Below are 24380 nucleotides of genomic sequence, written 5' to 3'. Positions count from 1 at the left end.
ACTCGCATATATCGCACCACCTGCATTTGCGCTGTTGTACTCAAATCTTGCTCCTCGCAAAATTTCTATATATCCTCCATTAAATATCGCTATCGCTCCCCCATTTACCGCACTGTTATATGTAAAGGTTACTTCGGAATTTGTAAAAGTCATCGTTGAAGATTGTAAAAAAATGGCTCCGCCAGAAATACTTTTTGTATTTATAAAAGATGCTCTGCCGTTAAAAACAGCCGAAGAGTTGAAAACTCGAAAAATTTGATAATTCCCGTTACCATCTAAAGTTATATTGTTTCCACCAAAAACAACTTCTCCATAGCTAATAGGATAAGTGAGATTATCCGCATAAGTGATAAGGTTGGTAGAAAATATTATTGACGGATCATTGGAAACTACGGCATTATTGAGACTGGTCCAATCATTTACGGTAGCAGCATATAAATTCACAGATGCAAAAACAATGGATGCAAAAAATATAAGAATGGCTTTTACTTTTAAGCAATTTATCATTTTTATCTCCACATACATACAACTTAAGCTTATCTGCACTGCCGCAATATCCGACCTTTTGCCGTTGTTAAACTTCTACAATTTTTAATATAGATATGTTTATTCTTTGCTTTTTTGTTGTGTTATGAATGTAATTGAACCCGCGTCAATATTTATTATCGCATCTATATAAACTATTCCAATCACTTATATTTACTGCGCGCAAGTTACAATGTAAAAAGGATATTTACAAGAAATATAAGAATTCCTTTTAATCTTAGAAGTTTTGTCATCGTTTTCTTAGTTAATATTTTATAAAAATAAAAAATGACAAGGCGCAAACCTTTTCGCTTTTACGCTTTTGTTTAGATTGCTGTTTGACAAATACATTAATGAAATTCTCCTAGTGCATAATAACAATAAAAGTTAAATTTATTTTATTATAGTATTTATTTGTAAATAATTTTATCAATTTTTTCCCGGAACAACTTCTAAAAACATAATTTCACTTTTTGAAAATTTTGGATCATTCCAATACATTATATTTGTCTGCACCTGGCTTTTTGTAATCGTATTATAAAAATCTGTAATTTTATATAAATCTTCTTTTCCGTTTTCCAGATAAGTCGCGGCTTTTATTTTCATTTGTTCAGCCCTGTTTGAAGATTCAGCAGGTGCTCCTTCAAAAAAAGTTTTCAAAATGCCTATGAAAACTACTTCATCGGGTTTAACCTCAAAAGAAGCGTTATAACGTTTTTTAAAATCTATTTCACTGTAATAGCGGCTGTTAGCAGCTCTTATCAGAAAATTGTTCAATTTATATTTTCCGGGCAAAACCTTTATGGCTATATAAGTTATTCCGTTCCTTCCTTTTATGTACATCGGGCTTGTATCATCTCCAAAATCCATAGGATATATATTTCCCGATTGGTCTGTCCATTCTATAAACTCTTTAAAATTACCTATCTCGGGAAGTTCGATATTGTTCTGTGCACCCGCAATGATTACAGATGTTTTTTCATCGGCAAAAGTTCGTTTATACCCTCCGGATGTTTCCTGATCAACGCTTTCTGGAGATTTTGGGACGCCACATCCTGAAATTATAAATCCTACCGTCAAAAAAAACAATATTATTTTTTCCATTTTACCTCCATAAATAAAGAAGTTGAAAAACTAGAAAGCTTAGAAGCTTGACAATCCTCTGTTCTTATCGTTACTTAACTTCTCGGCATCTAATCTTTTCATCTGCCAAATTTTTTATGTATTTTGCCGTTTCCAATGCATCTTTTGCATAAGCATCTGCGCCGATTTCGTCGGCATATTTTTTCGTTACCGCAGCGCCGCCAATTATTATTTTCGGCTGTATGTGGGCCGTGTTTCTTATTTTTACAACTTTTTCCATTTCAGGCATTGTCGTAGTCATCAACGCGGAAAGCCCTATGGCTATGGGTTTAACTTCCTGTGCTTTATTTACAATATCATGGGCGTCAACGTCAATACCCATATCTACAACTTCGAAGCCGTAACTTTCAAGAACCGTGCAGACTATGTTTTTGCCGATATCATGTATATCTCCTTTTACTGTGGCCATTATGATTTTATCCGTCGAAAAAAAAGACTCTTTTCTCAAAAGGCTTTTTACTATGGCAAAAGCATTTTGAGCAGCTTCCGCGGACATTATTATCTGCGGCAAAAAATATTCTTTTGCCGCAAATTTGTCTCCAACGAGATTTAAAGCTTCAAGAACGTTGTCGTTTACCGTGTCAAAAGGATTTTTGTCCGTTTCGATTATTTGCAAAACTATCGAATGTACCGATTCTTTGTTTCCATTTAAAACCGCAAAATACAATTGTCTTCCAGTCGGCAGTTTTTCCTGTTCAGCTTTCGGCACAAGCTTTTTGTATGAAGAAAAAACTTCCATATACTTTTTTGCACCAGTATCTTTGTCGTCAAGAAGATTCTTTGCAAAATCGTCAAAAATATTCCAATCGTCATGTGGATTGATTATCGCAAAATCCAATCCGGCCTCCAGAGCCATTTTCAGAAAAGTTGAATTTATCATCTGCCTTGAAGGCAACCCAAAAGAAACATTTGAAATGCCGAAAAGCGATTTGCATTCCGGGTAAAGTTTTTTTGATTCTTTTACAGCATTTAAAGTTTCACGAATTTGTTCTGGCGTAGCGCTTACCGAAAGAACAAGATAGTCAAAAATTATGTTTTCTCTCTTAACGCCATATTTATCGGCGGCGTCTAGAATTTTTTCAGCAATGTTTAATCTTTCCCGCGTGGTTTTTGGTATTCCATTTTCATCAGTAGTTAAAGCTATCAAACCGCAGCCGTACCTTTTTGCAATCGGCATTATGGTTTCGATTTTCACTTTTTCACCGTTAACGGAATTGATTAAGGGTTTTCCCGCGCAGTTTTTTACGGCCTCTTCCAAAGCTTTTGGATTGCTGGAGTCTATACAAAGCGGAACCGAAACGATTTCCTGTATTTGATTTACAGCTTCCGTTAAAAGTTTTACTTCATCTGCGTTAGGAACACCCATATTTACATCAAGAAGGTTTGCACCGGCAGCCACCTGAGAGCGCGCTTCATCTTTTGCAAGAGAAAAAATGCCGTAAAGAAGTTCTTCCTGAAACTTTTTCCTTCCTGTAGGATTTATTCTTTCACCAATAATTATCGGTCTTTTAAGCTCGTTTATATCGGAGGCTTTGTTTCTTGACGAAAGAAAGAATCTCTTTTTTACGTTTCTTACAACTGGCTTTTTATCTTTAAGTTCTTTCGAAAGAGCCTTTATATAATCGGGGTTTGTTCCACAACAACCTCCGAACATATTCACACCGTAAGAATAAGCTTTAAGGCTTGATTCGATAAACTCTTCAATCGTTCCTGGAAAAACGGTTTCGTGATTTATAAGGGTTGGCATTCCGGCGTTCGGTTTAAAAGATACGGGAATATTCGTGTTTTCGCAAAGCACTTTAGCCATTTCCGCCAAATCTTTTGCGCCTACAGAACAGTTAAGCCCTATTGCGTCAACGCCAAGGCTTTCAGCCATGGCAAGAAAACTCAAAATATCGCTTCCTGTAACTGTCAGCCCGTCCTGTGAAAAAGTCATCTGCGCTACGAGAGCTCCTTTAAAATTATCTTTTACGGCTAAAACTGCGGCTTTAAGCTCTTTTATTTCCGGCATGGTTTCAAGAATTATTATGTCGGCGTTATGTTTTTCAAGCAGAGCGGCCTGAAAAGAAAAAGCTTCGTAAGCTTCATCAAAAGAAAGTGTTCCGAGCGGCTCAATATATTCGCCCAGCGAAGAAATATCGCCGGCAACAATAATGTCTTTTCTTCCTGCAGCTGCACGCGCAAGATTTATGCCTTCTCTTATTATGTCGGAAGCTTTATCTAAAAGATTGTGATATTTAAGCCTTATGGGATTTGCGCCGAAAGTGTTTGAAAGAATTATGTTTGAACCAGCCTGCGCGTATGAAGAATATATTTCCAAAATTCTTTCCGGAAATTTTATGTTTAGCTCTTCGGGTATTGCAATATCGTCAAGATATTTTTTTTCCTGAAGCTGTGTTCCCGTGGCTCCGTCCATTATGAGCACTTTATTTTCAAGCAAATCCAAAAAACTTTTTTTATCCATACTTTTTATCTCCGTCTGCCGTATCTTGTTGTTCTATTTTCCGCTCACTCCTATTATGGCCGAAACGGACTTTTCGGGAATCATCTGACAAGCACCTCCAAGAAAAATTCCTATGCCGCCGGCACCTATCCACTTGAGAAACTCTTTCTGAGAGTCCAGCTTCCAATCTCCATATCCGGGAGAAAACCTTTTTGTAGTCATATTGTTTTGTGTTTCTTCAAACTGTTTAATCTGTAAATTTGCAGATTTAATTGCTTCTTCGGCTGCAACCGAACCAGCACAATCAAGAAGAAAAGCCCGTGAAGTCTCTTTTTTCGATATTAAATCATTTCTTTTTTTTTCCAGAGCACTTCCTATGGTTACCGCAACTCCGTAAGCTTTAAAGCAGCCGTTTAAAAGCTTTGAAAGTGAAATGCTTTTTATGCCGAAACCACCTTTGAAATCGATGACGTTTTCCGTTATTTTTATATCGGCAAAAACAACTGCGGCTTTAGGTTTTATAAGCATTTTTGTAATTTGAAAAGTTTCCGAAATCAAAATTTCCATGTTTCCGTAAGGCGGCGAAGCATTTCTTTTATAGCCGGCTCTTATAAGAAAATCTTCATATGGTATTTGAATGTTTGAAATGTTTATATGCATAACTGTATTTTAGCATTTTTTGACCACCGGCTTTACGATACGCGCAGGCTTGCTTTTTTAATAGTTAAACACTCTAAATTTTTGTTTTATTTGCCACTTTTTCTGCGGTTGCAATCTTTGCATAACATTTGGCAGTTTTCTTGGATGGTTTGCCCGCCTTTGCTCCAAGGTTTTATGTGGTCGGCTTCCATTTCGCCTATCTCAAAATGTTTTTCACATTTTGCGCATATGCTTTTTTGGCTTAAATACGCTTTTTGCCTTTGGGCTTGCGAAAACACGCGTATTGAAAGATATTTTTCGTCACGCGTTAAAATATAAGGATAAATCCCGCTCTTTTTTGTAACGTCGTCGTCAAGTATAAGTTCGGCAGTTTCTTTTTCTATTTTAACCGCATCAAAGATTTTGTCTTTGTATTTATTGTAAAGCATTCCCCAATCAACGCCTTTCATAAAATTTCTTTTCTTTGTAAAAACTCCACTTACCCAAGTTATTACAGATTGAAAATACGTCCACAGGGCAAGAGCGTTTGCGTCGCCCTGATGATTTGACATATAAACCTCAATATTGCCTTTAGAAATCCAATCAATAGCGGTTTCTAAATATTCTTGTCGTATATACGAACCATTAAGATAGTCGCTTGCTATTCGATAGGCAGGACAACCATTTTTTGAAAAGTATCTTTTTGCATCTGATACCCAAGAACCCGCATAAACTGCGTTTCTTAATTCTTGCTCTGAAAGTTTTTCGCCTGCTATGTTTATTGTTTTAAACCATTGCAATTTTTCACTGTCTGTTCCTTCGCAAATATAAATCATAAGTTTATAGTTAAGAATTTTATTCTGCTCATCTTTTTTCAGATTGTGAAAATATCTCATATCAAAAGCAAAATCGCCGTTGACATATTGACAAACGGAAATTGTGCGCTGCTGCCCGTCTATAACTTCAAATTTTCTGTCGTCTCTGACAGCCCAATACATTACGTTTAGCGGAAAGTTTTTTACAATAGTATCAATAACGGCATCGCGTTGTTTGTCTTTATAAATAAATTCCCGCTGATACGGTGGACGAATATCAAGTTTTCCGCTAAAACCTATAACGCCGTTTTCCGCATTATCTTTATACCCGTTTGTTAATTCCCCGACGGTAATTTCTTTGAGTTCTATTTTCATTTAAAGACTCCTTATTTCTAATAATAATGCGTCTATAAATTTGCTTTCCATTGATGCTATTGCAACCAGCTAATTTAGGATATTGTATTCTATGATCGTCTAATCCTAACACTTCAAATTGTTCTGGATTATATTTATCAAGAAAAGTGATTGGCACGCCCATAATGCCGTTGTAGCCAACTGGTATATCGGCGACTTTGCTTACCTCTATTACGTCATAATTATCGTATTTTGGATAATCTTTTGGATTATATTTTCTGTAAAGGATTAAATTTTGATGACGCTTTTTATGGTCAAGATTAGTAAACCACATAATACTTCCCTTGCTGAAAAACTTAACGCCATTTTCTACTTTTATTCTTGCTTGAGTTTTTATTTTATAATGTAGAGGAACCTGAAACCATTTTGTCCCGCCGTTATCTACGCCGAGCCATATTTTGTTTTTTTTGATAAGCAAAAAAATTTTTTTGTATGTGATTGCATTTTGGTCACCGATTATTAAAAATTTTTTCTTGTGTTCTATAAGTTGAGCGACATATTCCCTAAACAAAGAAAAAGGCGGGTTAGTGCATACTATATCGGATTGCTTTAAAAGTTCAATACATTCTTGCGAACGAAAATCACCGTCTCCTTTTAAATATTTTATGCCTATCTCGTCGGTGTCTGGGATGTTATTGTCATTTTTATCTCCTATATATTCCAAATAGATCGCTTTTTCGCTATCATTTCTGCTAAACAAATCGGCATTCTGATTTTTATAGCAAGTGGCAATCAGTTTTTTAAGTCCTAACGCTTCAAAGTTATAAGAAAAATAATGAAAGAAATTTGAGATGCGCGGGTCGTCGCAGTTACATAATACGACTTTATTTTTAAAATGGGCTTTGTAATGTTTAAGCTCTTTTTCTATGTCGGAAAGTTGAGTATAAAATTCGTCGTTTTTCTGAACTTTTGCTTTGTTAAGCGGTCTGTTAAGGCTTAGCATTTTGTGCTCCATAAAATTGGAAGCGCAAAAAAAGCGGCGAATTATCGGAGTCTCGTGACAGTCCCCAATAATCGCCGCCACTGCCGTATATCAATAAAGATATACGGCAAAAAGCAAACGATTATTTTGGAGTCACGAGAATTTAAAAGAGTTTTCTCTTTATAAATACTGCGCGGTCTTGCTCCGCACTTCCAAAATAATTTATTAATATTCTATTCTTTAAGCCGTTTGCACGGCTTACATTTTTCTGCAATTTTCCTTATTTTAATTTTTCTATATGTAACCGTCATTATTCAACAGTTACAGATTTTGCCAAGTTTCTTGGCTGGTCAACATCACAGCCTAAAATCACCGCTATGTGGTAAGCCAAAAGCTGCAAAGGAATTGCCGTTATTATCGGCGAAAAAAACTCGTCGGTTTCATGTACATAAATTTGACTGTCAGTCTGCACAGCTATAGCTTTATCTCCGTCGCTTGCAATTGCGATAATAGTTCCACCGCGCGCTTTTGCCTCTTCTATGTTTGAAACAATTTTTTCATAAATTTGCGAACGAACAGCTATGGCGACTATCGGCATTCTTTCATCTATTAAAGCGATGGGTCCATGCTTCATTTCGCCAGCGGCGTATCCTTCAGCATGTATGTAAGAAATCTCTTTTAATTTTAAAGCGCCCTCTAAAGCTACAGGATAATTAACATGCCTGCCAAGATACAAAAAATCCCTTTTATGTGCATAATTTTTTGCTACTTCTAAAACGCCGTCTGAATTATTAAGAAAATCGCTTACTTTTAAGGGAATAGCCCAGAGTTCTTTAATGTATTTCTGTAATAACTCCGACGTCAAAGATAAGCGTTTTTGAGACCAATCCAAAGCCAAAATATAAAAAGCCGTAAGCTGCCCCGTAAACGCCTTTGTTGAAGCCACACTTATTTCTGGTCCGCAGCGAGTATAAAACACATCATCAGCTTCCCTGCTGAGACTTGAACCTACGACATTGCAAACGGCAAGCGTTTTGCTTCCATTTGCTTTTGCCAAACGCAAAGCCGCTATTGTGTCTGCAGTTTCACCGGATTGTGATATTGCGACAGTTAAACTGTTATCTAAAAAAATCGGCTGCCTGTAACGGAACTCAGAAGCTATATCTACTTCAACAGGAATTCCTGTAAAGTTTTCAATTAAAAGCTTCGCAGTCAGCCCCGCGTGATAAGAAGTTCCACAAGCGACTATGTAAATTCTTGAAAGATTTTTTATAAAGTCCTTCGTCAACTTTATTTCTTCAATATAAACTTTTCCTTCGTCAGGATAAATTCTTCCTCTGAAAGTGTCCTCTATAGCACGCGGCTGTTCGTAAATTTCTTTAAGCATAAAATGCTTGTATCCATCTTTTTCAGCCTGAACTGCGTCCCACAAGATTTTCTTAATTTCGCGTTTTATTTCTTTGCCGGAAAAATCTGAAATAAATATTTTTTCAGATGAAATTTCTGCAATATCTCCATTTTCAAGAAAAATCATATCTTTTGTATAAGCAAGTAAAGCGGGAATATCGGAAGCTATAAAATTTTCGCATTGCCCGCAACCGATTATTAGAGGAGCGTCGTATCTTGCACAAGCTATTTTATTAGGTTCGTCTTTACAAATAACGCCCAAAGCATAAGAGCCGCGAACGTCCTTTAAAGCTCTTTTGACAGCCTCAAATAAATTATTTTTATAATATTTGCGCACAAGATGAGCTATGACTTCAGTGTCGGTTTCAGATTTAAAAATATGTCCATCTTTTTTAAGATTTTCTCTGAGCTCAACATAATTTTCAATAATACCGTTATGCACGACGACTATAGAACCTGAAGAATCTGTATGAGGATGTGCGTTTTCCTCACAAGGTTTTCCGTGCGTAGCCCAACGGGTATGTCCTACGCCTAGTTTTCCACTTGCTGGGTTTTTTGATAAAACTTCCTTTAATTTGGAAAGTTTGCCGGCGCTTCTTCTTATTTCAATGTTTCCGTCACTTACCACGGCAATGCCTGCCGAATCATAGCCCCGATATTCAAGTTTTTTAAGCCCGTCAAATATAATATCAACCGACTCAGACTTGCCTATATACCCCACTATTCCGCACATGCTGTTTCTCCCGTGTAAATTTGTTGATTAAATCTTTCATATCTTTCACGGCTTTTTCAAGTCCGGCAAAAACCGCTTTGGCTATTATCGCAAAACCTATGTTAAACTCGTTCATATCGTTTATTTTACAGATATTTTTGATATTATCATAATCTAAGCCATGCCCTGCATTTAGAATTAATCCGTTCTCAACGGCTTTTGACGAGGCGGATTTTATCCTTTCAAGCTCCTGTAAGAACTCTTTTGAATTTGTCCCGAAATCTTTGAAATATTTCGCGTATTTTCCAGTGTGAAGTTCAACGCAGTCAGCTTGAATTTCTTTACAGGCGTCAACCTGTTTTATTTCGGGGTCTATAAATATGCTAACTATTGTGCCTGATTGTTTTAATCTTGCGGCAACGTCTTTTAGTTTTTCTTTTTGTCCTGCGACGTCAAGCCCGCCTTCAGTGGTAAGTTCTTGCCTTTTTTCAGGAACTAAACATACGTAGTCAGGTTTTACTTTTATTGCAATTTCTATTATATCTTGGCTGGACGACATTTCAAGGTTCAATTTTGTTCTCAAAATTTCTCTTAAATCGTAAACGTCTTTATCTTGTATATGTCGTCTATCTTCTCTTAAATGAACGGTAATAGAATTTGCCCCGGCTTTTTCGCATACAGCCGCAGCCTGTATTACGCTTGGAAATTCTTCTTTCCTCGCTTGTCTCAAAGTTGCGATATGATCTATATTAATCCCTAACTTTATCATTGATTTCCCTGTCCGCTAAATTTATTATTTCGTTTGCAATATCAGTTATTTCTTTTTTGTTTTTGCCTTCAACCATTACCCTTAAAAGATTCTCTGTTCCTGAATAGCGGGCTAAAATTCTGCCGTCGTCAGCCAATTTTTTTTCATATCTTTTTATAATCCGAGAAGTTTTTTCAAGTTTTTCTATCGGAATTTTTTGCGCTATTTTTTTGTTGATTAACACCTGAGGAAACTTTTCAAGCCCGCTAAAAAATTCAGATGGGCTTTGCCCTGTTTCATTTAACGCAGACATTAACATTGCCGCGCTTAACAAACCGTCGCCTGTTCCTAAAATGTCTTTAAAAATGAAATGCCCTGATTGTTCACCTCCAAACGAAGCTCTATATTTTTTTAACCCTTCAAGCACGTATCTGTCTCCGACTTGCGAAGCTACAATCCTTATTTTTTCTTTTTTTGCCGCCTTAAAAAGTCCAACATTCGCCATAACCGTTGTAACGAGAATATTGTTTTTAAGTTTTCTCTTTCTTTTTAAATAAGCGGACATTGAAAAGAGAAAGTAATCTCCATCTTTTATTTGTCCGTTTTCGTCTATACAAATAAGCCTATCTGCATCGCCGTCAAAAGCAAATCCACAAAACGCTTTGTGTTTTTTTACCATATTTGCAGCGATTTCAGGATGAAGCGCGCCGCAATTTTCATTTATATTTTTGCCATTAGGGGTTACGTTTAAAGCCAAAACTTGTGCGCCGAGTTTTTTTAAAACTTCTGGAGCACATTTAAAAGCCGCTCCGTTTGCGCAGTCTATAACTATTTTTTTGCCTTTCAAACTGCCTTTAGCAAAACTTTTTACTATAAAACGCTCATACTGTTTTAAAAGAGAAGCATTTTCTTTTTTTTCAATCTTTACTGCTGCGATTTTCAGTCCCGGTTCTATATATTCATGTATTTTTTTCTCTATTTTCGCTTCGGTACAGTCTGCAAGTTTCAAGCCTTTAGAATCAAAGATTTTTATGCCGTTGTCCATGTACGGATTATGTGAAGCAGAAATGACTATTGCTGCCGAATATTTTCTACAGTTAAGTAAAAAAGAAGCGGCGGGAGTAGGCATAACCCCGCCAAAAATGACGCGGCCACCTGCGCTTACAATCCCTTTTGCCAAAGCATATTGAATTCTTTTTCCGGATTCTCTCGTATCGCGGATTATAAGAATTTTCTTTTTGCCCGCCAAATTTTTGGCTATCGATTTGCCGATTATAAAAAGTGCAGTATCTTCAAAAGGAAATTTTGACGAATCGCCTCTAATGCCATCTGTGCCGAATAATTTCATTTTTTACCTGTAAGTCGAATAAAACCAGACAACTATCGCCAGCCCCAGCGCCAAAAGTTTAAGCTGCCAGTTTTTTTTAATTTTAACCAATATTTTTTTTGCTAAATTCATCTTGTTTTTGTGCCTCCGACAACCGAAGAAATGGTTTCTTTAAGTTTAGTGACTGAAATATTGCTTTTAAGTTTTCCTTTGTAAGCTATAGAAATATTGCCGGTTTCTTCTGAAACAACAATAATAAGAGCATCTGTAATTTCACTCAACCCCAATGCTGCCCTGTGCCTTGTGCCATAGAGTTTTACTTCAGTATTGTGACTTAAAGGAAATAAACAGCCCGCGGCTATGATTTTTTCATTATATATTACGATAGCTCCGTCGTGAAGCGGCGCGGATTTATTTTTAAAAATCGAAAGAAGCAATTCTTTTGAAATATTGGCGTTAAGCATTATGCCCGTTTCGGTAAAATTTTTGAGACCGACTTCATTTTCGATAGCTATAAGCCCGCCGGACATCGTAAAAGCCAGTTCTTCGACGGCGTCGGCTATTTCTTTTATGTAAGATTCTTTTACATTGCCGCTGTTTCCCCATATATTGCTGCCTATCTGTGCCAAAACACTTCGGATTTCGATTTGAAATACGACGGCAAAAATGATTACTGCGGCCAGCCAGAAATTATTTAAAAGCCACGTCAAAGCCCTGAGATGTAAAATGTCTCTGGCTATTACGGTCAAAACTAGAATCACAAGAATCCCAAGTATAATCTGTATCGCTCTTGTGCCTTTTATTATCAAAATAACCCTGTAAAACAAAAAAGATAGTATGGCAATATCGAGCATATTGACTATATATGTGTTATAAATAAAAGAAAAAGTCGATGAATCCATTATATTCTCCGAACAGCATCAATAATTTTTAAAGCTTTTACCGTTTCGGCAACATCGTGAACTCTGACAATAGATGCTCCGCAATAAGCCGCCATTAAGTTCGCGGCTACAAAAGACGTCGTATTTTTGCCGGAAAGTTCCCTGACAAATCTCTTTCGCGACACTCCTGCGGTTACGCAGCCCAAAGAAGAAAAGACTTCCATATTTTTTACCAGCTCGATATTGTTTTTGTCGGTCTTGCCAAATCCGGCTCCGGGATCTACAGAAATAAAATCTTTGCCGATACCGAGGCCTAACGCATACTCTCTTCTTTCTTTTAAAAATTCATAAACTTCTGAAACACAGTTTTTATAAAAAGGATTTTTCTGCATATTTGAAGGAATGCCTTTCATATGCATAAGAATAAGCCCTGCCTTCATGTCGGAAATAAGTTTGGCCAGCTTGTCTTTTCCTTTCCTTAAAGCGAAAATGTCATTTATAATATCTGCGCCTTCATCTAAAGCGGCCTTTGCAGTTTCATACTTATACGTATCTATTGATACCGGTATTTTAATTTTTTTCTTTATGTGTTTTAAAACAGGAAGAAGCCTTTTTATCTCAGTTTTTACGTCGATAGGTTTTACTCCAGGCCGCGAAGATTCCGCTCCTATGTCAATTAACGCAGCGCCGGACTCTTCAAAAAAAGCAGCCTGTTTCAGCGCCGTATCGGCATTGGTAATGCCGTCGGCAGAAAAAGAGTCAGGGTCGAGATTTATTATGCCCATGACTGCCGTTTGAGAAAAAGTCAGTTTGGATTTTTTATATCTGAAAATTTTTTCGGGTTTCGTTATATCTTTTAAAATTTCTTCAAGATGCAATGAAAGCTCTTTTAAGCCAAACGGCTGAAAAGCCAGTTTTTTTATTAAAATTTCAATTTGTCTTGAGCAAGCAAGAATTATTGCATCAGAAAAACCTTTTTTAAATCTGCTGACATTTTCGTTTACCACTGCGTCAGCTCCGCAGGCAATTGCTTCCTGCTTTAAAATATTGGCGGCTCGATTATCTATTTTTTCTATAATAATAGGCTTAAAAACGCCTTTTTTTGCAAGCAAAAGAAAAGCAGATTCATTGCACCCTGCATTTTTTATAAGCTTTAAACCATCATTTAAATTGTTAATTAAAATCTTTCTTACAAGCATTCCGTCTCCGGGTCAAAGCCTAAAATGTAAAATGCGAAGTTAAATCTAAAACTGAAAATGCAAATCTTTAAAAACTTTTTGTCCGTTATCTAAAGTTCAAATCTTTTGTTATCTTCTCAAAAGAGCCATCGCTTCCGAACGGGTGCGGACATCGTTTAAAAAAGCACCGCGCATGGCCGAAGTTATCATCTGAGAGCCAGGCTTTTTCACGCCACGCATAGTCATACACAAATGTTCTGCTTCAAGGACAACCATAACCCCATGCGGTGCGGCCGCTTGCATTATAGTATCTGCGATCTGTTTAGTAAGTCTTTCCTGAAGCTGAAGCCTGTTTGCAAAAACTTCGACAAGCCTTATGAGTTTTGAAACTCCGACGATTTTATCTTTTTTGGGAATATAAGCTATATGCGCTTTGCCAAAAAAAGGCAGAAGATGGTGCTCACAAAGAGAGTAAAACGAAATATCTCTTACGAGAACTATTTCTTCATGGTCTTCAGTAGTATAGTGAGCGCGTATGATTTTTGCAGGGTCGATACCATTACCGGCTAAAGCTTCTTTATAAAAACCTGCGACTCTTTCTGGAGTACGCCTTATGCCTTCTCTGCTTATATCTTCACCGAAAGCCTCTAAAAGAAGTTTGACGGCTTTCGCGGCTTTTTTCTCATTAAATTTATATTTCTTATTCACTTACAGTTTCACCTTTGGCGATATTTTCCTGAACAATATTTTCCATTATGGGTTTTTTGGTCTCTCTTTTACCTTCATTTTTATCAACATCTGCCGCTTTTTCTTTTTCATATGGGGCAAGAGGCTCGCCTTTAATTATTTTGTCTATGTCTTCGGCTTCAAGAGTTTCCCTTTCAAGAAGATATTTGACCATAGTATCCATAGTAGTTCTGTTTTTGTTAAGAATATCCAGGGCAGTTTTAAGCCCTTCATCAATAATCTTTTTAATTTCAGAATCTATCATCTCTGACATTTTGTCTGAAAGATGAGAATCCCTTGAAATATCTCTTCCTAAAAAGACTTCTTCATTCGGCCTTTGCAATGCTAAAGGACCTATTTTATCACTCATTCCGAATTCCGTAACCATTCTTGTTGCAAGTTTTGTAGCCTGAGAAATATCTTGAGCAGCGCCGGTGGTCAGTTCATTGTAAACGATTTCTTCCGCTGCACGACCTCCAAAAGCTATTGCTATTCTGTTTAAAGCCTCTGTTTTTGTAAGTGTGTGCTTGTCACTTTCTGGAAGCTGAAGCATATGTCCTAGAGACACTCCCCTAGGTATTATTGAAACTTTATGTACGGGATCGGTATTTGGAAGCATTTTGGCAACTATGGTATGCCCTGATTCATGATAAGCGGTTTTTCTTAAATCTTCTTTACTTCTAATCATGGACTTTCTCTCGGGTCCAGAAAATATTCTGTCAATAGCTTCTTCCATATTGCGCATGCTTACTGACTGCTGGTTATTTCTTGCGGCAAGAAGTGCAGCCTCATTGACGACATTTGCAAGATCTGCACCGACAAATCCGGGAGTCCTTTTTGCTACAGTATTAAGATCTACGTCTTTTCCTGTTTTTATTTTTTTTGCGTGAACTGCAAGTATCTGTTCTCTGTCTTTAAGTTCTGGACTTGGCACGACAATCTGTCTGTCAAATCTTCCGGGACGCAGCAATGCAGGATCCAAAACATCAGGCCTGTTTGTCGCAGCTATTAAAATAACACCCTCTTTCGTGTCAAAACCGTCCATTTCGACAAGAAGCTGGTTTAAAGTTTGTTCTCTCTCGTCATGTCCGCCGCCTATTCCCGCAAATCTGTGCCGGCCTACAGCATCTATTTCATCTATAAACAACAGACATGGTGCCGATTTTCTGCCCTGATCAAACAAATCTCTTACCCTTGAAGCTCCCACGCCTACAAACATTTCGACGAATTCTGAACCGCTGGAAGAGAAAAAAGGAACTCCTGCTTCTCCCGCAACCGCTTTTGCTAAAAGCGTTTTTCCCGTTCCCGGCGCTCCGTACAATAAAACACCTTTTGGAATCTTTCCTCCGAGTTTTTGAAATTTTTCGGGATCTTTTAAAAATTCTATTATTTCCTGTAATTCCTCTTTCGCCTCTCCACATCCGGCAACGTCTTTAAAAGTGACGTTTGTAAGTCCTGAATTGGCAAGCTTGGCTTTGGTTTTTCCAAAAGACATTGCCTGTTTTCCACCACCTGCCATTCCGCGCATAATCCACAGCCAAAACAGTATCAAAAGAATTATTGGTCCCCAACTCATGAGAATAGGTCCGAGCCACCCATTTTGTTCAACTCCGGAAAATTCAAGAACTTTATTTTCTTCCAAATCTTTTATTAAATCTGGATCGACCATCGGAACGGTTTTAAACTGTTTTAATTCGCCTTGCGCATTTCTGAAATAACCTTTTATCATCCCCGGAGAAACTACAACCTGCGCAATATTTCCTTCCCTGACATTTTGTTTAAACTGTGAATATTTTAGTTCCACTACCTGATTTTTTTGTTTCGCAGAGTTCATAAGTACGACTATAATGATAAAAAGAATTATCCAAAAAGCTACAAACCACACATTATTTTTTTTCATGAAAAGTACTCTCCCACATCCTATAATGATGCCCGTATTTTTTATTTGTTACTTTTATTTAAATTGAGAATGCCTATGTACGGCAGCCCTCTGAAAAAACCGTTATAATCCAATCCATAACCTACGACAAAATCGTTACCTATTTCAAAACCGTAATAATCAATTGGAACATTTTTTACGCGGGAACATTTTTTATCTAGAAAAACGCACGTCTTAACGCTTCGCGGATTTTTGGCAGCAAGTTCTTTATGAAGAAAGTCTAAAGTGTGTCCGGTATCGGCAATATCTTCTATGATGATCACATCCTTTCCTTCCAGTTCTTCTTTGATATCCGAAATAACTTTAACTTTTCCTTTTGCCGACAAACCTTTATAAGAACTTAAAGAAATAAAATCAAATGCAAAAATAAAATCGAGATGCCTTATAAGATCGGCACAAAATACAAAACTTCCCTTCAGGACGGCTATTATTAAAGTATTCTTATTTTTATAATCTCTGGTAATGCACGAAGCTATTTCTCTAACGCGTTTCAGTATTAAATCATGAGAAAAAAGAATTTCAATAGAGTAATTTTCTTGTTTTCTGTCATATTTTATGATTGACGGCAGTATCTTTGCCATATCATTCCTTAACTCTTTGTCTTTCGAAAAAAGCTTTATTGCCGGCATTTATACGGAATCTCCATTCCCCCGAAATTTTGTAAACGGAATGTTCTTTTGCCAAAATTCTGTCCATGATTTCATTGATTTGAAATGCGTATTTTTTGTCAGGAATAACCATTTTCAGTATTCTGAATCTAATGGCTTCATTATACCGCAAAAAGCTTGTTAAATCAAGCAAAATCCTGTTTTTTGAAGCTTTTACGCATTTTTTCAAAAAATTGATTGATTTTTCTTCTAAATATGCACTTTCTCTTTCTTGAATTTTATTGAGCAAAAATATATGGTCTAATGCCGAAGGATTTATCTTTTCAAAAGTGGGAATAATACTTTTTCTTATCCTGTTTCTTGTATATTTATCGGAAAAATTGGATTTATCTATACAAAAAGGAATTTTTTGTTTTTTTACATAATTTTCTATGTCTTTGCGTTTTATGTTTAAAATGGGACGTATTATCTCTACTTTTTTCGAAAGGCGCCTTATCTGCGGAATGCCCGTAAAACTGCCGCTTCCCCTTAAAAGCCACATCAAAACTGTTTCTGCATTGTCATTTGCATTGTGAGCCGTAGCTATTTTGGAACATTTGTGTTTTACGGCAATTTTTTCAAGGTTTTCATAGCGAAGATTTCTGCCAGCTGTTTCAATGGAAACACCTTTTTCTTTCGCATACTTTTTTACATCTATTTTTTCCGAGATGCATTCTATATTAAATTTTTTTGAAAAATTTTTAACCATTTTACTTTCTTTTATTGATTCTTTTCTTAGTCCATGGTCGAAAGTAGCCGCAAGAAGTTCCATATTCACCTTTTTTGAAAGACGGCGGAAAAGATCAAACATGCACATTGAGTCAGTCCCGCCAGAAATGGCAAGAAGCACTTTATCCGCAGGTTTGACTAAATTATTTCTGTTTATGCTTTTAAGAAAGGTTTCCCAAACTTTCATTTTATGAAAAGCCTTTTAAAAAATAACTTTTTACTTTTTTCTTTTGGTGGAGCGATAAGAGCAGTAAAATTTCTCACAAACATCATAATATATTTATCGGGACGCAATGCGATATATTTATTATGCCAAATCGGATAAAATTTATTTTTGAATTCTTTCAGTTTTGCCAAATCATAATCAAAATGCTCTGCAAACGTAAACATTTTTGCAAATCTTTTTATGATGTCATTATCATTGTCAGAATTTGGAACGTATGTCAACCCCAAATCAAACCATTTATAGCCGTTTGATTTTGCCCAAAGCATATTTTTAAATAAAATATACTCAAAAACTTTTTCTTCACAGCCTGTATGCCTCACCACTCCGCTTGAAGCTTCATAACCGCTTTTGGAAGCCGCAATAACGGAAAAGGCGCACATTTTTCCGTCTTTTTTTATTATGCCGAAATTCATTTTTTTCATATATTGTTCGTCATATTTTCCCGGTATAAAATTCCTTTTTATATAATTGGAATTTTTTATCCATTCTTCGTTTATAGCTGCGTATGTTTCTCTGTTTTTGTCGAACTCTTGCGGAGAAATTATTTCATGCACATATCCTTCGGCTTCAACTTCCAGCGAAATTTTATCGAAATATTTAACCACTTCTTCATTGCGGTTAAGCATTCTTAGAGGAACTTTCGCTTCCTGTCCTATGTTAAAAACATCAAGCCCTATATCTTCATATATATGCATGTTTTTATGGTCTATGCCTATAAAAGCCGGTTTTACCGCTTCGTCATCGGTTAACTCTTTAAATTTCCAAAGCAATTCACTTTTCTTTTTTGCGTCTCCTACAGGATCACCTAAAGCTATCCAGTTGTTTCTAATCGGCGCATACATTATGAAGGCGCCTTTATCTTTGTTTACCACAAATTTTTTGTCTCCAGACAGTGCATTGAAAGCATAAGAATAATCCGAAGTATTGACGATATTTGTTATGTCTTTCATGTCAAAAACTACCGGCTTGTTGAAGAAACTCCTGACAAACTGTTCTACGGCCACTATGACAAGCACCACCCCCACTCCGAAAGCAGCTCTTAAAAATCTTGCCGCATCGTTTTGGCTGAACATATTGTCAAAGAAAATTTCCAGATGTATCCATGAAAAAATATCCTGTCTGTTGACAAAGAATCCTATCCATACTGATATTACAAAAACGCCGCCTATAGCCGAAAACCACCACGGATTGAAAGCTGTATCTATTAAAGGAACTTCCCTGTAATAGTATTTTTTCGAAAATAAAAGAGCCACAAACAATACCGCAAAACCAGCGTGAACCGCCGCGGGCTGAGCGGTCAGTATCAAAAGAATCATGGTCAAGCCCATTAAAAAACATGTCCATATGTAAGAATTTTTTATTCTCAGCTGCAATCCTCTCGATAAAAATAAAAGAGCGGCGGCCGTAGTACTTAAAAGGAAATGCGATAAATCCAAAAGCCACATTGGCACATAATTTAAAATCGCTCTCAATTTTGCGGCGCCGAAAGGGGTGGAAGTGCTAAACATCGCTATCATTGCGGCTAAAAATGTCGAAACAGCAAGGATCTGAACTATTACTGAAGAAACGGTTTTACCAAAAATTCTCATTTTTTCGTCAATTTTCTTGCTCATTCTCACTATTTCATAAGAAGCCAGCATAAAAAGAGTTATTGAAAGCGGAAAGAAATAAAATACAGCTCTGTAAGCCAAAAGTCCTCCCATAACCGCGGGATTTTCGGCAGCCTGCGGGAGAAGAAAAACTATAGCTGTTTCAAAAACCCCCATTCCTCCCGGAACCTGACTGATTATTCCTAAAAGCTGCGAAATGAGAAAAACTTTTATAAGTATAAAATAAGGAAATTCTCCAGCAGGCATAAGCATATACAGCGTCAGAGATGCGACTACCCAATCTCCTGTGGCTAGAATTATCTGTGCGATAACTATTTTTATATTTGGAAAAGATATCTTCCATTTGAAAAATTTTATCGGTTTCGATTGGAAAACGCTGAAAAGAACATAAGCTGACAAGATTATTAAAAAAAGTATTCCTACAGGTCTTGTAGAAAAAGTGAATTTTGTTATTCCCGCCAGAGAAACCGGAGTGAAAGTAAAAACAAGCCCGCCTATTGCCAAAAGACCGAGCCATATAGTAGCCGAAGAAAAGAAAAGCACTTTTGTGACGTCAACTATGGAAACATTATGAAAAGAATAAAGTCTGTATCTTATGGAACCACCGAAAAGCATAGAATATCCGGTATTATTTCCTAGAACATTACTGACAAAACACGTAAAAAGTATGTCTTTCGGTTTAAGAGGAACTTTGGCGTCAATATATTTAAACGCGACAATATCGTAACCGCCAAGAAGAAGATAATATGTAAGCGCAAGGCAAAGCGCCACAAAAACTCTTGTTGACGGAATTGCTTTGAGCGAGTTAATAATGTCCGTATAACTGAGATTTTTAAGTTCGTTGTGGAAAAGAGCAAGCGCTGAGATAAATATAATCAGTCCTATCGGAACTATAATAAATTTTATCCATTTTTTCATTCGTTAAATTTCCTTTTCCGATGAACTAACCGTTAAGCCAATAAAACCCGCCTTTTTCTGTAAGACGCACTTTCATGTCAAAAAGTTTGGAAAGTTTATTTTCGTTAAATATATCTTTTTTGCAGCCGTCATCAAATATTTTACCGTCTTTAAAATAAATAAATCTATCAATTTCAGGTATTATATCCGACGCCAGATGAGTTACCATAACTATTTTTGTGCCCGCTGCAGCAATTTTTCTCATCATTTTATGAAACTTGACCGCGGCAGCAATATCGAGACTGTTTGAAGGTTCGTCCAAGACCAAAACTTTCGGATTATTTACAAGAGATCTTGCTATCAGAAAACGTCTTGCTTCTCCGGACGACATCGTTTCAAGCTTTTTGCTGCTCAAATGCGACACTTCCAGAAAATTTATAACGTCAGACGCCTTTTCTTCCATTTGTTTTGTAACTATATGATTGTTAAAAAGACCGATACTGGAAAAAAACCCCGAAAGAACGACTTCAAAACCCGTTATGTCATTATGGAAATCATACTGCAGTTCGTTTGTGACTATACCGAGCCGACTTCTTAAATCCGCGACACTCCATTTGTCATTCCCGAACAGTCTGCAAACGGTTTCGCCGCCAGTGTAGGAAGGATATATTTTAGCGGTTATAAGTTTGATAAAAGTGGATTTTCCCGAACCGTTAGGACCTATAAGCGCGGCGTTTTCTACTTCGGTTATTGTCAGATTTATATCGTTTAGTATTTTTCTTTCGCCGCGTATAACTGAAACGTTTTTAAATTCTACAAAGTTCGTTTTCATAAATTGGGATTTTATAATATATATATCTCGATTATTCAATTGATTATTAAAATGGCATGAAAAAACGGAGAAGACATTAAATCTTATCTGTCGTTAATTATCTTTGAAATTATTTTACTGAAACCGAAGGCAAAAATTCGTATTCTCCCCCCGTCCTTTCTATTATAGTCCCCACTCCGGGAAAAGGCATGTGCATTCCCGCAATTCTCTTTTTATTTTTTGATACATCTTTAAAAATCTTTTTTCTTGAATCAGCGGCTTCTCTTGGATTTATATCAAAAGTTACCGTCATATTTGGATCGGCCATCTGTACTTTTAAAATGTGTACCAAATCCGCGATGACAAGCATTTTTTCGTCGTCGGATTCTATTTCAAAAACCGTATGACCCGGCGTATGACCAGGAGCTGCAAGTGCTTTTATTTCTGGCGTTATGTTTTCTCCCCAGTTAAACGTTTTAATTTTATCTTTGTAAACCGACTGTACAGTTTTTGCCATACCCGAAGTCGAACCGTCAGGCGCACTGCTGTTAATCCAGTAATTCAGTTCTTTTTCATTGATATAAATTACAGCATTTTCAAAAACTTTCTTGCCTGTAGAAGAGACAAGTCCGCCTATATGATCGCTGTGCATATGAGTGATTATCACTATATTCACATTTTTGGCCTCTACACCTGCAATTTTTAAATTATTTAAAAAGCCACCGCCTTCGCCCACGCCAGTGTCTATTAAAATATTCTCTTTATCGTTTCTTAAAACAAATGCGTTGATAGAAGACGGATTTTGATTGTTTGCCATTACTCTGCCGATAATGGCGGCATCAGGATAAAGAAGTATTTCTTTGCCCATATTTGTTTCCACGTCTTTGATTGCAATAAAATCAAATTTCCCTATCTGATAGGTTCTTACCTGACCGCTGACATCTTCCGCATACAAACTTGAAACAAAACATGCACCAAATACCAAATATAAAAATATTCTTTTCATTGTAAGAATCCCCTTATGGTTTATTAAAAAGATTTTACAAACATAAGCATGTGCTGTCAATGAAACTCTGCGCAGAAGCTCGGAAGATTGATAACAGAAAAGGCATAAAGGCAGAAACTAAGTATAGGGTAACGGCATATATCATGGACTGTCAACTGCTAGTACTTTATCCTCACAGGATGGTGGATAAAAAGGAAGAATATTTTTCAGTGTGTTGATGGCAGGATATAAATGTTTATCGACAGCTAAATATCAGCTATCATTATAAAGAGCCAGTACTTTTTATGCATCGTTTTTTTAATTTTTACTTTTAATTATTTTCTTAGAGAATATAACCTATATAAAATCCGACTTTTGAATACATTACGTCTATATCAGAATTATTGCCTAAAGAAGAATTAGAATAATGTAACGATGCATTATTTACCGAATAAAGAATTTGAAATACGTATCTATTATAAGATGCTCCAAGTCCTGCCGCATAATATAAACCGCCTTCAGCTTTATTTTTATCTAAATATTTAAAGTTTGCTATTAGAAAATTGTAGCCAAGATGCCCGACGGCATAAAAGTGATAATCTTCTTCGCTGAAAAAGCGCATTTTGAATGCAGCATACAAAGGAAGAAAGCTAAATCTTCCCGGACTTTCTTCCAGAGCTCTTTTAAACTGAAAACCTAACCCTAAACCTACCGCTGCAAATCTGCTTACATATCCGTACTGTTCCGCAGATAAGCTTATGCCATAATCCACATTTTCCGTCAGATGTGCATCGTTTTTAACTCCGCTGTTTTTAACTTCTCCTGAGAAAATATTAATGCCTTTTAAATCAAAGGCAAGCGCAAGAAAAGTCTCGCTTTCTGGTTTTGGCAATAATCTTTTTTCTTCTTTGGGTTCTTTATATTTAAAAGTTGTAGTTTCCGGCTCAGCAGGCTTACCTGCAGACTGTTCCCCAAGCAAAAATAACGCAGCATCATAATAATCATCAGTTGGCACTTTTTCTTTTTTTTCTTGTGGAGTAGGAGTGACAGACGCAGGTGGTTGAGGTGAAGATGAAAGCAGAAATAAAGCGGCGTCAAATTCTTCATCATTGGACCGAATTGCCGCGGGCTTTTCTTTTACTCTTTTTTGTACCTTCGGTTTACTTTCTCTTTTTTTTGCAGCTGCAGTTGTCATTGTTTTGCTTTTATTATTTGACGCAACAGATGATGAAGTTTTAATTGTACTGCTGTCGCCTAACAGAAATAAAGCAGCGTCAAAATTCTCGTCATCGGTCCGAATCGCCGCGGGCTTTTCTTTTACTCTTTTTTGTACTTCCGGTTTACTTTCTCCTTTTTTTGCAGTTGTCGTTGTTTTACTTTCACTAGATGATGAAGTTTTAATTGTACTGCTGTCGCCCAACAAAAATAAAGCAGCGTCAAATTCATTATCAGAAGAAGAAGCTGTTTTCGGTTTTTCTATTACGGCTTCCTGCACATTATAAACAAGCACACCGGACTTATTATCTTTGACATAGGTTTCACCTTCGGAATTGTCTTGTTTCAAATCACTGGTAAACTGTGTTTTAGCTTTTTCCGCGATTACCGCTGCAGCGGCTTTTGTGGTAACGGCAGGAAGCGGACGCGGTTTTTTTGTAATTTCTTCTATTTCATAAAGCATTATTTTACGTTTTACCCCTGTACCTGTAACAGAAACCGTTACCGAATCATCTGCTTCAGAAATAATCTTTCCGTTTATAACTTTGCCGGATTTAAGATAAAAATAGTCAGCATATGAAACGGTAAAACATACTGACAAAATAAGTAAAGAATAGAATAATTTATTCATATTAATCCTCTTATTACTGCTCATTTTGTACTTCTTTACCTTCTTTATAAACGACTTTTTTTATTAGCTGTCCTTTAGAATTATATTCTTTTGCAGGACCATCAAGCATATCTTCTTTCATGAATCCCATAAGCATAACCTGACCATTTTTATAATATTGCGTAACCGCACCTTCTCTATAAGCGTCTTTAAGTTCCGACCTTTCAAACAATTCTCCGGTTTCATAATACAGCATGCTGACTCCGTCGCCATTACTGTCCATTTTCATTTCCTGTTGTTTTTTCCCGTTGGGATAATACATTACATAAATCGATTCTATTAGATTCCTTCCAGACCAATTATTAATCGTATGAGATTTACTTATTCCATCGGGATAGAACTCTTTTTCTTCATAAAGTAGATTGGATTTATAATTTGCCTCGCTTTTAACTTCACCGTTTGTATAATATTCATAAACTTCTCCATCCGGAACACTGCCTTTAACACCCATAACCCTGCCATCTATATGGTAAAATTCTTTTGCTACCTCCGTACCGTTATCATTGTAAAATGTCATTTCTTTTTTCGGGTTACCTTCGTAGTAATGGGTAGCTGTAACTTTTCTGGTAATTTCGGCATGGACAGCCAAAGAAAAAACTGTCACAAACAATAAAAGCATTATCTTTTTCACCTATTTTCTCCATTTCTGTTTAAAAACACTTACAAATAAAACTAATAACAACTGAAGATTTCTTAAATATGATACTTATTTATAATCAAATTTTCAAGTGTACGCATCTTAATACATAAAGCAAAATGCGTGAGATTGCA

20 protein-coding genes are annotated in these 24380 nt (G+C 36.5%); all 20 read right to left on the bottom strand.

The genetic code is table 11. The annotated features are described in order from the left end of the window. A partial coding sequence (locus tag LBD46_07020) for a hypothetical protein (GenBank protein ID MDR2426906.1) occupies positions 1-507 on the bottom strand: 507 nt, incomplete at its 3' end. Positions 508-954: 447 nt separating this feature from the next. Continuing rightward, entirely contained in the window at positions 955-1629 is a 675-nt protein-coding gene (locus tag LBD46_07015) for a DUF4988 domain-containing protein (GenBank protein MDR2426905.1), read from the bottom strand. 70 nt (positions 1630-1699) lie between these two features. Then, on the bottom strand, positions 1700-4132 hold the full coding sequence (locus LBD46_07010; protein MDR2426904.1) for a homocysteine S-methyltransferase family protein: 2433 nt from the start codon (positions 4130-4132) through the stop codon (positions 1700-1702). 33 nt (positions 4133-4165) lie between these two features. Continuing rightward, the gene (locus LBD46_07005) at positions 4166-4771 is read right to left on the bottom strand and encodes a hypothetical protein (protein MDR2426903.1); all 606 of its coding nucleotides are present in this window, start codon (positions 4769-4771) and stop codon (positions 4166-4168) included. 86 nt (positions 4772-4857) lie between these two features. After that, the gene (locus tag LBD46_07000; protein ID MDR2426902.1) at positions 4858-5940 is read right to left on the bottom strand and encodes a DUF262 domain-containing protein; all 1083 of its coding nucleotides are present in this window, start codon (positions 5938-5940) and stop codon (positions 4858-4860) included. After that, a complete protein-coding gene (locus tag LBD46_06995) occupies positions 5888-6922 on the bottom strand; it encodes an adenine-specific methyltransferase EcoRI family protein (protein ID MDR2426901.1) in 1035 nt (344 codons plus the stop codon). The genes LBD46_07000 and LBD46_06995 overlap by 53 nt, the downstream gene beginning before the upstream one ends. A 289-nt stretch (positions 6923-7211) precedes the next feature. Continuing rightward, complete coding sequence (gene glmS / locus LBD46_06990; GenBank protein ID MDR2426900.1) at positions 7212-9041, bottom strand: glutamine--fructose-6-phosphate transaminase (isomerizing); 1830 nt, start codon at positions 9039-9041, stop codon at positions 7212-7214. Beyond that, positions 9007-9789, bottom strand: a complete 783-nt coding sequence (locus LBD46_06985) for a pyridoxine 5'-phosphate synthase (GenBank protein ID MDR2426899.1) — start codon at positions 9787-9789, stop codon at positions 9007-9009. Before LBD46_06985 ends, glmS begins: the two co-directional genes overlap by 35 nt. Further along, positions 9770-11116 (bottom strand): phosphoglucosamine mutase, encoded by a 1347-nt coding sequence (gene glmM / locus LBD46_06980; protein MDR2426898.1) that lies wholly within the window; start codon positions 11114-11116, stop codon positions 9770-9772. The genes LBD46_06985 and glmM overlap by 20 nt, the downstream gene beginning before the upstream one ends. Before the next feature lie 107 nt (positions 11117-11223). Next, positions 11224-11997 (bottom strand): diadenylate cyclase CdaA, encoded by a 774-nt coding sequence (cdaA, locus tag LBD46_06975; GenBank protein MDR2426897.1) that lies wholly within the window; start codon positions 11995-11997, stop codon positions 11224-11226. Then, entirely contained in the window at positions 11997-13175 is a 1179-nt protein-coding gene (folP, locus tag LBD46_06970; GenBank protein ID MDR2426896.1) for a dihydropteroate synthase, read from the bottom strand. The genes cdaA and folP overlap by 1 nt, the downstream gene beginning before the upstream one ends. A 108-nt stretch (positions 13176-13283) precedes the next feature. After that, positions 13284-13862, bottom strand: coding sequence for a GTP cyclohydrolase I FolE (folE, locus tag LBD46_06965; GenBank protein ID MDR2426895.1), 579 nt, complete (start codon positions 13860-13862; stop codon positions 13284-13286). Continuing rightward, on the bottom strand, positions 13855-15780 hold the full coding sequence (gene ftsH / locus LBD46_06960; protein ID MDR2426894.1) for an ATP-dependent zinc metalloprotease FtsH: 1926 nt from the start codon (positions 15778-15780) through the stop codon (positions 13855-13857). The genes folE and ftsH overlap by 8 nt, the downstream gene beginning before the upstream one ends. A gap of 41 nt (positions 15781-15821) precedes the next feature. Continuing rightward, a complete protein-coding gene (gene hpt, locus LBD46_06955) occupies positions 15822-16448 on the bottom strand; it encodes a hypoxanthine phosphoribosyltransferase (GenBank protein MDR2426893.1) in 627 nt (208 codons plus the stop codon). Beyond that, positions 16402-17382 carry a tRNA lysidine(34) synthetase TilS gene (tilS, locus tag LBD46_06950; GenBank protein MDR2426892.1) on the bottom strand — a complete coding sequence of 327 codons (981 nt, stop codon included), beginning with the start codon at positions 17380-17382 and terminating at the stop codon, positions 16402-16404. The genes hpt and tilS overlap by 47 nt, the downstream gene beginning before the upstream one ends. Then, positions 17379-19949 (bottom strand): phosphatidylglycerol lysyltransferase domain-containing protein, encoded by a 2571-nt coding sequence (locus LBD46_06945; protein ID MDR2426891.1) that lies wholly within the window; start codon positions 19947-19949, stop codon positions 17379-17381. Before LBD46_06945 ends, tilS begins: the two co-directional genes overlap by 4 nt. 25 nt (positions 19950-19974) lie before the next feature. Beyond that, positions 19975-20760, bottom strand: coding sequence for an ATP-binding cassette domain-containing protein (locus LBD46_06940; GenBank protein ID MDR2426890.1), 786 nt, complete (start codon positions 20758-20760; stop codon positions 19975-19977). Positions 20761-20869: 109 nt separating this feature from the next. Further along, entirely contained in the window at positions 20870-21745 is an 876-nt protein-coding gene (locus LBD46_06935; GenBank protein MDR2426889.1) for an MBL fold metallo-hydrolase, read from the bottom strand. Between the two features lie 322 nt (positions 21746-22067). Further along, a complete protein-coding gene (locus LBD46_06930; GenBank protein ID MDR2426888.1) occupies positions 22068-23570 on the bottom strand; it encodes a hypothetical protein in 1503 nt (500 codons plus the stop codon). Between the two features lie 13 nt (positions 23571-23583). Beyond that, positions 23584-24240 (bottom strand): hypothetical protein, encoded by a 657-nt coding sequence (locus LBD46_06925; protein ID MDR2426887.1) that lies wholly within the window; start codon positions 24238-24240, stop codon positions 23584-23586. Between the last annotated feature and the right edge of the window lie 140 nt (positions 24241-24380).

This window comes from Candidatus Endomicrobium procryptotermitis (genome assembly GCA_031279415.1).
GTDB classification, from domain to species: domain Bacteria; phylum Elusimicrobiota; class Endomicrobiia; order Endomicrobiales; family Endomicrobiaceae; genus Endomicrobium_B; species Endomicrobium_B procryptotermitis.
This window is presented reverse-complemented; position numbering and strand designations above follow the sequence as displayed.

Coding starts and splice junctions, on each gene's coding strand:
- LBD46_07015 (MDR2426905.1), bottom strand. CDS start 1,629: ATGGAAAAAATAATATTGTTTTTTTTGACGGTAGGATTTATAATTTCA.
- LBD46_07010 (MDR2426904.1), bottom strand. CDS start 4,132: ATGGATAAAAAAAGTTTTTTGGATTTGCTTGAAAATAAAGTGCTCATA.
- LBD46_07005 (MDR2426903.1), bottom strand. CDS start 4,771: ATGCATATAAACATTTCAAACATTCAAATACCATATGAAGATTTTCTT.
- LBD46_07000 (MDR2426902.1), bottom strand. CDS start 5,940: ATGAAAATAGAACTCAAAGAAATTACCGTCGGGGAATTAACAAACGGG.
- LBD46_06995 (MDR2426901.1), bottom strand. CDS start 6,922: ATGCTAAGCCTTAACAGACCGCTTAACAAAGCAAAAGTTCAGAAAAAC.
- glmS (MDR2426900.1), bottom strand. CDS start 9,041: ATGTGCGGAATAGTGGGGTATATAGGCAAGTCTGAGTCGGTTGATATT.
- LBD46_06985 (MDR2426899.1), bottom strand. CDS start 9,789: ATGATAAAGTTAGGGATTAATATAGATCATATCGCAACTTTGAGACAA.
- glmM (MDR2426898.1), bottom strand. CDS start 11,116: ATGAAATTATTCGGCACAGATGGCATTAGAGGCGATTCGTCAAAATTT.
- cdaA (MDR2426897.1), bottom strand. CDS start 11,997: ATGGATTCATCGACTTTTTCTTTTATTTATAACACATATATAGTCAAT.
- folP (MDR2426896.1), bottom strand. CDS start 13,175: ATGCTTGTAAGAAAGATTTTAATTAACAATTTAAATGATGGTTTAAAG.
- ftsH (MDR2426894.1), bottom strand. CDS start 15,780: ATGAAAAAAAATAATGTGTGGTTTGTAGCTTTTTGGATAATTCTTTTT.
- hpt (MDR2426893.1), bottom strand. CDS start 16,448: ATGCCGGCAATAAAGCTTTTTTCGAAAGACAAAGAGTTAAGGAATGAT.
- tilS (MDR2426892.1), bottom strand. CDS start 17,382: ATGAAAGTTTGGGAAACCTTTCTTAAAAGCATAAACAGAAATAATTTA.
- LBD46_06945 (MDR2426891.1), bottom strand. CDS start 19,949: ATGAAAAAATGGATAAAATTTATTATAGTTCCGATAGGACTGATTATA.
- LBD46_06940 (MDR2426890.1), bottom strand. CDS start 20,760: ATGAAAACGAACTTTGTAGAATTTAAAAACGTTTCAGTTATACGCGGC.
- LBD46_06935 (MDR2426889.1), bottom strand. CDS start 21,745: ATGAAAAGAATATTTTTATATTTGGTATTTGGTGCATGTTTTGTTTCA.
- LBD46_06930 (MDR2426888.1), bottom strand. CDS start 23,570: ATGAATAAATTATTCTATTCTTTACTTATTTTGTCAGTATGTTTTACC.